The organism is Brachyspira hampsonii (assembly GCF_002214805.1).
GTDB classification, from domain to species: domain Bacteria; phylum Spirochaetota; class Brachyspiria; order Brachyspirales; family Brachyspiraceae; genus Brachyspira; species Brachyspira hampsonii.
Window position 1 is genome coordinate 708,988 of sequence record NZ_CP019914.1, and the last position, 12,319, is coordinate 721,306.

The following is a 12,319-nucleotide window of genomic DNA, read 5'->3' on the forward strand; positions in this document are numbered from 1 at the left end:
ACTTAAACATATAATTTACAAAAACGATGTAAATATATATAAAACTAGGGTGGGCTTCTATAATTTATTAATAGAGCATTAAGAAAATTTTACATAAAATATTAAAAATAAGCAAAAAATCTAAAGGGCGGGGAATGAAAATAGATTAAAAATTTATTTACACACCCCACCCCATAAATTTAAAGCTTTTTTATGATTTTAATAGAATATTATTTTTTAAAAATCAATTTGTAAACAGAATACCCACCCAAGTTTTATTTAAATTTATAACTTCCGCAACGCACGCAGAGTAAAGCTATAAATATATGTTATATGCAAATCCTAATTTTTATTATATTTGAAATTTTGCTAACCGTGCGTGTAGGAAATTTTTAAATTTAAAAAATCTAGGGCGGGCAATTATAAAAAGTAAAAAATCACTTGCTGTATTTTTCAAATATGCTTTCCATTTCATCATTGCAAACTATCATCAACTCTATATCTTTATTTATAGATAGATCCGCTCCATTTTTTAGTAAAAGTTCAAATATGTAAGCATTTTTCTTTTGAGCTGCTATAACTAATGCCGTATTTCCTTCAGGGTCTGTCATATTAATATCAGCATTATTTTTTATAAAAAACTCTGCAAGTTTTACATGTTCTTTCTTAACAGCAGCCATTAGAGGGGTATATCCGTTTTTTCCTCTTTTATTAATATCTGCATTATTATCTAATAATATTTTTGCAATTTTTCTCTTTTCAACAAGAGTTAAAGGCGTATCTCCAAAATCATCTTGAAAGTTAACATCTATTCCTTTTGATATGTATTTTAATACTTTTTCAATTTCTCCGTATGAAACGCTATTAAGAAATTTGGAGTTTCTCTTATATTCTTTATCATGATAACTTTTAAAAATGTTAAACATATCACAATTTTCATTTCTGCCAGCATAATATAATGCTCTTCTTCCATAAGCATCTCTTGCAAATACATCAGCTTTATTTTCTATTAAAATTTTTACTATATTAATATGATTATGCATAGCAGCAAGAATTAAAGCACTAGAACCTAATTTAGTTTGAATATTAATATCAGCATTATTTTCTATTAATAAGTTTAATATTTTTTCAGCATTATAAGAAGCAGCACACATTAAAGGAGTAATACCATCATTATCCATAGCATTTACATCTGCTCCTCTTTTTATAAACTCCTCTGCTATATCAAAATTATTGTCATTATTAGAAATATATTCTAAAGCTGTATTATTTAAATAACTTCTAAAATTAACATCAGCATTATGTTCTAATAATATTTTTATTATTTCTTCATAATGACTGCGTGAAGCTAAAAGTAATGCATTAAATCCATATTTCCCGTATACAGCATTATTAATATCAACTCCTTCAGAAATATATTTCAAAACATCATCTATTTTATTTTCAATAACTGCATATAAAAATTTTATTTCTTTGGATGAAGCATCTAATATTAATTTTACCATTTTCTCTTGATAAATATTTTTATTATGTGCTATATCTAATGCAGTTTCTTCATAGTTATTTTTTAATGTCAAATCAGGATTATATTTCAAAAGAAGCTCAGCAATCTCTATATTATGTCCATTTACACTATACATCAGAGGGGTTTCTTTTCTATTATCTGATAAATTAATATCAGCATTATGCTCTAACAATATTTTTGCTATATCATAAGAACGATAATCACATGCAATTATCAAAGGAGTTCTGCCCCATTTATCTTGTACATTAGGACTTGCATTATATTCAAGTAAAGCTTTAACCATATCAATATTTATACTTTCACATGCATATATTAATGCGGTACTTTCTTCATCATTATTTTTTATTTCTGTATCAGCATTATTCTCTAATAAAGCTCTTACAAAATCAGTTTTTCCAGCATAAGAAGCCCATATTAATGCTGTAAAGCCTCTATTGTCCTTTGCGTTTATATCTGCTCCATACTCTAATAATATTTTTATTGTTTCTCTACTAGGTTTATTATTTTTCATTAAGGCATAATATATTAATGCTGTTTCTCCTTTTTGATTTTTATAATTAGGGTCATATCCATTTTCAAGTAATATTCTCACTATTTCAGTATGATTTTCACTGCAGGCCATCATCAATGCAGTTAAATAATTATTTTCTAATGTAGTCTCTATATACATATTAGCTTTATGTTCAAGAAGAATTTTTACCACATCTGCTTTGCCATAAATACATGCATATATCAAAGCAGTATAATTATAATTGTTAGTCATATCTACAGAAGCATTATACTCTAATAAAAGTTTTACTATATCAGCATTTCCTTTGTAAGAAGCAATCATTAAGGGAGTATATCCCTCTTTATTCTTAAAATCAATTTCAGCATCTTTTTCTGAAGCAACATTTTTATTATTTTTATGTTCAATTAATATTTTTGCTATTCCAAAAATATTTATATTTATATAATTATTTTTGTTTAATAAATATTTTATATGCTGAATATTGCCGTCTTCTATAGCATTGAAAAATTCAATTTTTTCTTTATTTGTAAACATCATAAACCTCTAATATATTTTTAGTGCAGTATATCAAAAACTATAAGGTTAATCAATCTAAAATTAAGATATGTTATTAAGCACACCAAACCAAGTTTTAATTAAATTAATAATTTCCTCACCGCACGCAAAGAAAAGTTATAAATATATGTTAATTATGAATTCTAATTTCTATTATATTTTAAATTTCGCTAACCGTGCGTAGAGCAGATTATAAAATTAAAAAAATCTAGGGCGGGCATCTATAATTTCTTAATAAAACATTTAAGAACTTTGAAACAAAAATTTCAAATTAGATAAAAAGTATAATGGGCGGGGAATTAGAATAGATTTAAAACCTATTTACACACACCACCCTTTTATACTTAATACTGCAATTTGTAATAATAGCTTTCATATATTTCTTAGCTTCATTAGAAATTATAGCACCCACCCAAGATTTTATTAAATATGAGAATTTTATTAACCGCACGATGAATGAATAGTATTTAAATGATAAACTAAGAAGTAAAATGCATTTAATTATATGATTATACTCTGCGTGCGTTATATAATTATATGTAATAAGCTTAATTTTAATACATAAAAATATTAACATAATTATATTAACATAATATTAATGTATATTTTTGAATAAAACTGAAGAAAAAAATTTTTATTTAACTAAAAAAATTAATAATTAAAAAGCTATAACCGATAATAAGTATGTGTTCAGGGAAGAACACATATAAATAATTCATGGAGGAACCATATGGTTATCAACAATAATATAAGTGCTATAAACGCACAACGCACTTTAAAATTCCGCCAAGTAGATCTTAAAAAAGATGCAGCTCAAATTTCTAGCGGTATGAGAATCAACCAAGCTGGAGACGATGCTAGCGGATTAGCAGTATCTGAAAAAATGAGAACTCAGATCCGCGGTTTGCGTATGGCTGAAAGAAATACTCAAGACGGTATATCTTTCATTCAAACTACTGAAGGATACTTAGAAGAAACTACTAACATTCTTCAAAGAATTCGTGAATTAGCTATACAAGCTGCTAATGGTATCTATACTGACGAAGACAGACTTTATGTACAAATCGAAGTTTCTCAGTTAGTAGACGAAATCGACAGAGTTGCTTCTCAAGCTCAATTCAACAAGCTTAACATGTTAACTGGAAGATTCGCTAGATCTACAGGTGAAAACACTCCTACAGCTTCTATGTGGTTGCACATCGGTGCTAATATGGACGAAAGAAAACGCGTTTATATCGGTACTATGAACAGCCAAGCTCTTGGACTTAAAAACCCAGTAGGACCTGCTGTTACAGCTACATTCATCAGCGTTTCTAGCCCAGCTAAAGCTAACTCTGTAATTGGTATGGTAGACGAAGCTCTTCTTAAAGTATTAAAACAAAGATCTGACTTAGGTGCTTATCAAAACAGATTAGAAATGACAGCTCAAGGCTTAATGGTTGGATACGAAAACATGCAGGCTTCTGAAAGCAGAATTCGTGATACAGATATGGCTGAAGCATCAGTTAAACTTGCTAAAGACCAAATTCTTAACCAAGCTAACTTGTCTATGCTTGCTCAAGCCAATCAGTTACCACAAGGTGCTCTTAGATTATTACAATAATTAATATTTTCAATTAGTTTTGTAATATTAACCATATAGGGGACATTCTTAATCGAATGCCCCCTTTTTATTTTTTAGCTAATTATCAAAGTTTCTAAAATTATATATTTATTACCATATTAAACTGTTTTGATATCTCTCTTTTTATAGCACTTAAGTATTGAGATACTGCCGACTGAGTTACATTAAGTGATTTTGCAAGCTCCTCCTGACTCATTCCCTCTGCAAATAATTTCATTATTCTTTTTTGTTTTGGCGTAAGTATAGCTATTATTAAATTTGAAACCCTGCTGTATTCACTGTCTGTTAAAGCATTTGTATAAAGTATATTATCCAGATCATCATTCGTTAATATGCTTTCCCTGCTGTCCGTTCTATCTAAATTAACTTTCCTAGTACCTAAACTCTTATTAATCTCTTTTAACACATCATTACAAAGTTTTTTACAGGTGTCATATTTAGAACATAAGTTACACATTATATTAATACTCCTTTAAAATACATAATATTTTATCAAGAATTTCAGGCTTATAATTTTCTATATCAATATCTTCTAACTGTCTAATGGCATTATTTACATCAACACGCATTATTACCCATTCCTCCCAATTAGCTTTTTTGTTGTAAAAAAAATCGTCCTCCTTAATATTGTCTAATATGTTTTTGATGAGTTTTTTGTAATAGATGTTTTTTTGAAAAGTTTTCATGTCATACTCCTATTACAGTATTTTTCTATACTGTATAAGAATACTATATATTAAATATCAATTTATTACAACCATATATATTATATTTTTATATATTATATTTAAATTTATTATATAATAATATGATTACACATTACATTTAATACATATAACTTAAAATTTCTATTAAATAAATCTTATATTTAATTTTATAAAGAATTTTTTCAATAAGTCAATTTTAAATATTATTTATATAACTAAAAAACACAATTAAAAATAGGTTTAAAAAATTATTTACATACCCCACCCTTTATACTTATTGTATTAATTTGAATTTTTTAGCTTTATTTATACTAGATACTTAAACAAAAAAAGCATACCCGCCCAAGTTTTATTTAATTTATGAATTTATGCATGAAAAAAGGAGGCTTAAAAAATGCCTCCTTTGAAATTTTTAGTTTAGATATTAAGAATCAAGAAAATCTTTTAATTCTTTTTTCTTTGACTGAGCCCTTAATCTTCTTATAGCCTTAGCTTCTATCTGTCTTATACGCTCTCTAGTAACTTTGAATACATATCCAACTTCTTCAAGAGTATGAGAATAACCATCAACAAGACCGAAACGCATTCTTATAACCTTTTGTTCTCTGTCAGGGAGACTGTCAAGTATTGAATCAATCTGTTTTCTCAATATTTTGAAAGTTGTAATGTTCTGAGGACTTTCAAATTCCTTATCCTCTATTAACTCACCCAAAATGGTATCTTCTTCATCACCTATTGGAGCGTTTAGAGAAACAGGATCTTTCGCAACATTTCTTACACTTTTAACTCTGCTTTCAGGCCAGCTTAAAGCCTTTGCTATTTCCTGAATAGAAGGCTCTCTGCCATGCTGCTGCATATACTGTCTTAAGACCCTTTGAACTTTGTTGATTTGTTCTATCATATGAACAGGTACTCTTATAGTTCTAGCCTGATCACTTATAGAACGGGTAATAGCCTGACGAATCCACCAAGTAGCATAAGTAGAAAATTTATATCCTTTTTTGTATTCAAATTTATCTACAGCCTTGATAAGTCCGATATTACCTTCCTGAACTAAATCAAAGAAATGAAGCCCTCTATTAACATACTTTTTGGCAATAGCAATAACAAGTCTTAAATTAGCCTTAACAATATGATCTTTAGCCTGAGCAATCTTTCTTCTTGATGAATCTATTTTACGAACCCATTCAACCAAAGTCTCTTTATCAATACGAACTTCATCATAAATATCAGCCATACGAACCTGTGCCTTATGAAAGCTAGTTATAACAGCCTCTATAGCTTCAGGAGTAATATTAAAGTCATCTACAAGTCTTATATATATATCTTTATTACCGGATTCTATCTCTTTGTAATAATTTTCAAAATCAGATATTTCTTTATAGTATCTTTTTTTAAGTTTTTCAAAATACTCTTCTATCTGATTTATTCTATGCAAATAGAACTTTAATTTTTCAGCTATTCTGTCTATTTCCATTCTGTTTAATCTTACTTTAGTTAAAAGCTTTACTATACTATCTTTAACTTCCTGCTGTTCCTTAGTGAGAGCTTTAATAGTCTTTTGAGTTGTAATTTTCTTTATTCTTTTATCTAAAGCAATGTATTTCTCAGCCAATACTACATACTCTTTTTCAAAGTTTTTATACTTTCTCTCTAATTTTCTCTTTTCTTGAGTAGAAACATTATATATCCTAGGAGGTTCTAATATTTCATGTATAGAAACTTTTCCTATCTGTACATTTTTAATAGTATTTAATACTTCCCCTACTACAAGATGAGTATTTAAGATTATACTTTCAATTTCAGATTCTCCAGATTCAATCTTCTTTGAATAATCTACCTCATCATCATGAGTAAGCAGACTAACCTTTCCAATTTCTTTAAGATATAGCCTTATAGGATCATCATTATTTCCAACCTTATCCTCAACATGTATGAATTTAGCAGCATCATCAATTTTATTTTGATTTTTAGAAAGGCTTTCAAACTCTCTTTTGTCTTCAACGATAACAATTTTTCTTGCAGCTAATAATTGAAAAAGTATATCCATTACATCAGTATCCATATTATCAATGGCACCGTTAATCTCCTTAAATGTAAGATATTTATTTGCATTTCCTTTTTCAAGTAATTTTCTAATCTTTTCATTATTTTTAATCAAAAGATCGCAATCTTCTTCTGTCATCATAAATCACTTCCTTGATGTAATTTTTCTTTTTGCTTATTAAGTAAATTTATTCTGCGAACTGTCTCATACATAGCCTCATCATTATCACTTTTAAGAATGCCTTTTGAATTATTTTCAAGCAGTTCTTTTTTTTCGGTATCTATGCAGCCGCTTTTAATTTTAATAATAAGCTCCTCCAGTTTTTCATATATATTTTCACTATATAATTTTTGCTTGCTCAAAATCTGCTTGGCTATATGCTCATTTCCTAATACATTAAGAGCATCTTCAACACTTGCATATTTATTAAGAGTTAAGAGTCTTATATAAAATTCCCTTGTTATATCTTTTTTAATAAGATCTACACTAATTTCTCTTTCAGCCTCTTTAATTAAAGAAGGATTCAGAGCAAGTAAATATATTAAACTATTTTCGTAATAAAATTTATTATCTATGTTTTTTAATTTTTTATCATTTTTTATAAAGGAAGAATGCTGATTTGCATTATATGTATTTAAATAGTCCTTGTTAAAAGCTTCTCTATCAACATTAAGTTTAGAAGCTATATATGAAATTATCATTTGTTTCTCTGTTTCACTTTTTACAGCATCTAAATATTTATAAAAACCATTAATAATATCTAATTTTTCTGTTATAGATAAGGAAAAAATATCTTTTTTTAGCTCACTATCTATAACAAAATCATACCAATTTAGTTTATTATTATGTAATATATCAAACCGGCTTCTGCTATAAACCGTAAAAAATTCATCTAAATCTTTAGTTTCTTTTATACATAAAATAGTCAATTTTAAATCAGACTTTAACAATGTAATTACAGCAGATTTAGCAGCTTTTATACCAGCTTCATCGCTATCTAAAGCAAGCACCACATTTTTAGTGTATTTTTTTATTTCTCTTGCATGCTCCTCTGTAATTGCCGTACCCAAAGTACCAACAACATTTTTTATCCCCATTTTATGGCATGCTATAGTATCCATATAGCCTTCAACTAATATTACTTCATCCTGCTTCATTATGTATGATTTAGCAATATTTATTCCATATAATGAAGATTTCTTTTTAAATATCAGGCTTTCTTTAGAATTTAGATATTTAGGCTCTTTACCATCTATACTTCTTCCCCCGAAACCTACTATCTCCTCGCGTTCATTTATTATTGGAAACATTATTCTATTAACAAATGTGTCGTAATAATGATTAGGGTTATTCCTGCTTACGCTAACCAAACCCAATATATTCATATTATTTACTGTAATTTTATTCTCTATTAATGCATTCATTAAAGCATTCCAACTAGGAGGTGCATACCCTATTCTAAACTCTTTTATAATAGAAAATGGTATTTTTCTTGATTTCAAGTATTTTTCAGCATCTTTATAGAAATAATCACCATTCTTATCTTTTAAAAACAGGCTTTTGCCAAAAAAGTTGCATGCTATTCTGTTAATTCTTCTGCTTTCTAAATATATTTTATCTTTTTGCGTAGTTTTAGCAGAGAAAAATCCGCTTACATCAACTGAAAATCTATTGCCTAAATACTGCACAGCCTCTTTGAATGATTTATTCTCTTTTTCTTTAAGGTATGTAATAACATTACCTTTAGCCCCGCATGTAAAACATTGATACACGCCTTTAGAATCATCAACCGACATAGAAGGATTAGTTTCCTGTCCGTCTTTATGAAAAGGGCATTGTACAGTATATTGACTTCCGCCTCTATGTATTACTTTATATCTATCACTTAATATGTCAATTAAAGATACCTTAGACAATAGATTATTTAATTTTTCAATAAATAAATTATCCACAATAAATAAACTCAAACTTTAATATTTATATATTAATCGGATATAGAAATATTAAAAATTATATATTATCCCCATAAATAAATATCCATAAATATAAAAATATTTTAAAAAAAGTCAAGTATTTTTAATAATTATTAATAAAAATTATAGTATTCAAAATAAACTTATTTTAGACATTTATTACTTGACAAAATTTTGTTTTTTATTATTATAGTATGAATATATTTTGCGGAGACTTATCGTGCCTAGTTATTTTGAAAAGAGTCATAGAAGAAGAAGGATCTTAAACAAAATAAAATCAAGAAGGATTATTATAGATAAATTTAATATGCCATTAGGTATAGTACCTAGTGAATATGTTTACCCAATAGAAGGTACAAAAATAGAATTAAAAAATACTGATAACGGAGATATATATTCATATAAAATATCCGTTTCAGCAGAAAAAATATTTTCATTGTATATGAAACTATTAAAACTATTTCCGTCTTACGGAACTATAGTTATAGAAAGAATCAGTGAAGATGTTAATAGAGATTTCGATGTTCTTATGAGCGATCCTGATATCTCATTAAATGAAATAAGAAAAGTATTTAAAAGATATAATGAATTATGGATTGAATGCGGATTTGTCGGATTTGGCGTTATAGATGAGCTTACTGAATTTGAAATATTTATCAATTTAAATAAAGAAATAGAAATTAACACATCATATAAAAATATAAAAAAAATTAACCGTATATTAAATTCATATAAACTTTTTAATGATGAAGTTTCTTTTATCAGCGACTATGAACATGTACATTATTCTTTATCATCTATAGCAGCAGATGAAGGCTGCTCAGAAGAAGATGAATATGTTTTTGATTATTATGATATTATAAATAATCTAAAATCAGATTACGGATTTACAACTATTAATTTAAATGATACGGATAATATTATCAAAACTCCGAAATGGTGGAATGTTACAGTCAAGGGATTAGGGAAATGCCAGAAGAGAACCTTTATGTCTACATATTATATAGTGGCAAATACAATAGAAGAAATGGAAACTTTAATAGATGAAAAAATGAATGATATGAAAGTGGATTATTATTATATATATGATTTTTATAATGTAGATCCTAATAATTATAACTATGAAAATGTAAATGTTGCTGATATTCATAATGTATCTTTTGAAAGAGCACCTTTTGGTATATGGGGACAATCTGATGTATTTATATGCAAAGCTAAAAATATAGCTTCATATTATATTAATAAGAATTATGCAAGAATATACTAATGATAATTTTACAAATGCTTTAAAAATAAAAGAACATATTAAATATCAATTTAAATATTGTCCTTATTGCGGAGAAAAAGATTCCTTTATTTTTAATGATATAAAAATTTTTCAATGCTCAAAATGTAAAAGAACATATTTTACTAATCCGGCATCAGCTGTAGGAGTTGTAATAGAAACTCCAAATGGAATAGTATTCGTTGAAAGGAAATTTGAACCTAGAAAAGGTTATATAGATATGCCGGGAGGTTTTTGCGAGCCTTATGAAATGGTTGAAGAGACTGCTGTTAGGGAAGTTTTTGAAGAAACAAATATAAAATTAAATGATATACATTTTTTTATGAGCGGGGCTAATGAATATATATATGATGGTATTATGTATGTTACAGCAGATATATTCTTTTATTCAAAATTAGATTATATCCCAGATGCTGCTGCGAATGATGATGCTTCAAAAGTTATTTTTATAAAAAGAGAAGATATTAATTTTGAAAAAATAGCTTTTGAATCTGCCAAAGAGGCTTTTTCTTATTATATTAACAATTTTTAATTTTTTTATATGACGAATAAAAAACAAATTTTAGAGATAATATTAGCTTCATTAAGTGCTGTTTTGATAGCCGGATTTATTAGAATATTCTTCTTTGATACATATATTGTTACTAATAAATCTATGGAGCCTACTTTTTTTGAGGGAGATCAGATACTGCTTTTAAAAAAGAATTTTGTATTTAATAGAATTAAAAATTTTGATGTTGTCGTATTCAATTATAATGATACAAATCTTGTAAAAAGAGTTATAGGAATAGAGGGCGATAAAGTAGAAATAAAAGACGGCGGACTTTATTTAAATGACAATCTTATAGAACATGAATATTATATATTTTCAAGCGAAGATGACGGACTATATATTTTAGGAAATAATCAGTATTTCGTTTTGGGAGATAATATAAAGGTAAGTGAAGACAGCAGATATTTTGGGCTTGTAGATGAAAAAGATATAAAAGGACAGGTTATACTAATATTCAGCCCTAAAAAAAGATTTCAGCTATTTAATAATATTTTTCATCATAATAATATTTCAGAATAAATTATTATACAAATATCACCTGCACCAAAAACATATAAATTATAGTTCCTGCTCCTATGCCTATAAGTACATTTCTTTTTATTATATGCAAAATTATTATAATTGCTATAGATATTAATTCCGGCAAGGCATAAGGAAATTTTATAATATTTATGTCTTTCAAACAATATATTACAAGAAGTGCTATCATAGAATAAGGAAGCACTTTCCCTAAAAACTGCACATATCTATTTTCAGATAATGATTTATTTATTATAATAAAAGGAAGAAACCTTAAAAAAGCAGTTCCAATCACAATCATCAAAGCTGTTATAAATATTTCTGTATTATTCATATATTTTTCCATATTCATTATATTTATAAATTACGCTTATAGATATGAATATCAATACCATAGCAAGTATTATAAATATATTAGTTTTAAATATTAAAATAGGTATAGAGCATATAATACCAATCAAAGCACCTCTATGATCTTTACTTTCAAGCCATTGTTCTGTAAATATCACAACAAATAAAGCAGTTAAAACAAAATCAAGCCCTTTGGTATTGAAAGTGATAAAAGAGCCTATTAAACATCCAAGCAATGTACCTATATTCCAATAAAGATGATTCATAAATGACACAAAGAAAAGAAATGCATTTTTATTAATATTTTCCGGTATATCTGCAGAGCATAGTATAGAAAAAGTTTCATCACTTAAAGTATATATCAAATAAGGTTTTATAATTCCTGTATTTTGAAATTTTGATGCAAGAGATATTCCATAAAAACCGACCCTTGAATTAACTATTAATGTAAGCATAAAAGCGTATAAAGGATTAAAAGGTGCTAAAAATAAATAATTAATAGCCGTATACTGCATACTTCCGCAATAGGCAAATAAACTTAAAAAAACAGCAAGCCAAGTATCAAGTCCTTTAGCTTTCATAAGTACACCATAAGCCATACCCAAAAATATATACCCTACAAGAACAGCTACAGTAAAAGGAAATGCATATTTTAATGCCGAAATTAAATCATGTTTTTTAGTATTCATA

Annotated in this window: 11 protein-coding genes; 4 read left to right on the forward strand and 7 right to left on the reverse strand. The window is 27.1% G+C overall.

Translation table 11 applies throughout. The annotated features are described in order from the left end of the window. Nucleotides 1–416: 416 nt before the first annotated feature. Nucleotides 417–2,549, reverse strand: a complete 2,133-nt coding sequence (locus BHAMNSH16_RS02845) for an ankyrin repeat domain-containing protein (RefSeq protein ID WP_069731734.1) — start codon at nucleotides 2,547–2,549, stop codon at nucleotides 417–419. 751 nt (nucleotides 2,550–3,300) lie between these two features. Between BHAMNSH16_RS02845 and BHAMNSH16_RS02850 the strand changes: the two genes are divergently transcribed. Further along, a complete protein-coding gene (locus tag BHAMNSH16_RS02850; RefSeq protein WP_008730936.1) occupies nucleotides 3,301–4,173 on the forward strand; it encodes a flagellin N-terminal helical domain-containing protein in 873 nt (290 codons plus the stop codon). A gap of 100 nt (nucleotides 4,174–4,273) precedes the next feature. On the opposite strand, the gene BHAMNSH16_RS02855 is transcribed toward BHAMNSH16_RS02850, so the two are convergent. From BHAMNSH16_RS02855 to dnaG, 4 genes are all read right to left on the reverse strand, one after another. Continuing rightward, on the reverse strand, nucleotides 4,274–4,651 hold the full coding sequence (locus tag BHAMNSH16_RS02855) for a sigma-70 family RNA polymerase sigma factor (RefSeq protein WP_008730934.1): 378 nt from the start codon (nucleotides 4,649–4,651) through the stop codon (nucleotides 4,274–4,276). 4 nt (nucleotides 4,652–4,655) lie between these two features. Next, a complete protein-coding gene (locus BHAMNSH16_RS02860; protein WP_069731735.1) occupies nucleotides 4,656–4,880 on the reverse strand; it encodes a hypothetical protein in 225 nt (74 codons plus the stop codon). A 445-nt stretch (nucleotides 4,881–5,325) separates the two neighbouring features. Further along, nucleotides 5,326–7,089, reverse strand: coding sequence for an RNA polymerase sigma factor RpoD (rpoD, locus tag BHAMNSH16_RS02865; protein WP_008726663.1), 1,764 nt, complete (start codon nucleotides 7,087–7,089; stop codon nucleotides 5,326–5,328). Beyond that, nucleotides 7,086–8,900, reverse strand: a complete 1,815-nt coding sequence (gene dnaG / locus BHAMNSH16_RS02870; RefSeq protein ID WP_069731736.1) for a DNA primase — start codon at nucleotides 8,898–8,900, stop codon at nucleotides 7,086–7,088. The genes rpoD and dnaG overlap by 4 nt, the downstream gene beginning before the upstream one ends. A 241-nt stretch (nucleotides 8,901–9,141) precedes the next feature. Here dnaG and BHAMNSH16_RS02875 point away from each other — a divergent pair, with 241 nt between their 5' ends. From BHAMNSH16_RS02875 to lepB, 3 genes are read left to right on the forward strand one after another with little or no spacing between them, the layout of a single operon-like run. Beyond that, nucleotides 9,142–10,188, forward strand: a complete 1,047-nt coding sequence (locus BHAMNSH16_RS02875) for a hypothetical protein (protein WP_069731737.1) — start codon at nucleotides 9,142–9,144, stop codon at nucleotides 10,186–10,188. Then, nucleotides 10,172–10,738 (forward strand): NUDIX domain-containing protein, encoded by a 567-nt coding sequence (locus BHAMNSH16_RS02880; protein WP_008728487.1) that lies wholly within the window; start codon nucleotides 10,172–10,174, stop codon nucleotides 10,736–10,738. Before BHAMNSH16_RS02875 ends, BHAMNSH16_RS02880 begins: the two co-directional genes overlap by 17 nt. A gap of 9 nt (nucleotides 10,739–10,747) precedes the next feature. Next, entirely contained in the window at nucleotides 10,748–11,278 is a 531-nt protein-coding gene (gene lepB / locus BHAMNSH16_RS02885; RefSeq protein WP_069731738.1) for a signal peptidase I, read from the forward strand. 4 nt (nucleotides 11,279–11,282) lie between these two features. Here lepB and BHAMNSH16_RS02890 read toward each other — a convergent pair whose 3' ends face one another. Continuing rightward, nucleotides 11,283–11,612 carry a branched-chain amino acid transporter permease gene (locus BHAMNSH16_RS02890; protein WP_039954391.1) on the reverse strand — a complete coding sequence of 110 codons (330 nt, stop codon included), beginning with the start codon at nucleotides 11,610–11,612 and terminating at the stop codon, nucleotides 11,283–11,285. After that, entirely contained in the window at nucleotides 11,605–12,318 is a 714-nt protein-coding gene (locus BHAMNSH16_RS02895; RefSeq protein ID WP_008728489.1) for an AzlC family ABC transporter permease, read from the reverse strand. Before BHAMNSH16_RS02895 ends, BHAMNSH16_RS02890 begins: the two co-directional genes overlap by 8 nt. Nucleotide 12,319: the final 1 nt, after the last annotated feature.

Bases quoted from the DNA above. Each gene is read 5' to 3' on its own strand.
- BHAMNSH16_RS02860 (WP_069731735.1), bottom strand. From the start codon at position 4,880: ATGAAAACTTTTCAAAAAAACATCTATTACAAAAAACTCATCAAAAAC.
- BHAMNSH16_RS02890 (WP_039954391.1), bottom strand. From the start codon at position 11,612: ATGAATAATACAGAAATATTTATAACAGCTTTGATGATTGTGATTGGA.
- BHAMNSH16_RS02850 (WP_008730936.1), top strand. From the start codon at position 3,301: ATGGTTATCAACAATAATATAAGTGCTATAAACGCACAACGCACTTTA.
- lepB (WP_069731738.1), top strand. From the start codon at position 10,748: ATGACGAATAAAAAACAAATTTTAGAGATAATATTAGCTTCATTAAGT.
- BHAMNSH16_RS02895 (WP_008728489.1), bottom strand. From the start codon at position 12,318: ATGAATACTAAAAAACATGATTTAATTTCGGCATTAAAATATGCATTT.
- rpoD (WP_008726663.1), bottom strand. From the start codon at position 7,089: ATGATGACAGAAGAAGATTGCGATCTTTTGATTAAAAATAATGAAAAG.
- BHAMNSH16_RS02855 (WP_008730934.1), bottom strand. From the start codon at position 4,651: ATGTGTAACTTATGTTCTAAATATGACACCTGTAAAAAACTTTGTAAT.
- BHAMNSH16_RS02880 (WP_008728487.1), top strand. From the start codon at position 10,172: ATGCAAGAATATACTAATGATAATTTTACAAATGCTTTAAAAATAAAA.
- BHAMNSH16_RS02845 (WP_069731734.1), bottom strand. From the start codon at position 2,549: ATGTTTACAAATAAAGAAAAAATTGAATTTTTCAATGCTATAGAAGAC.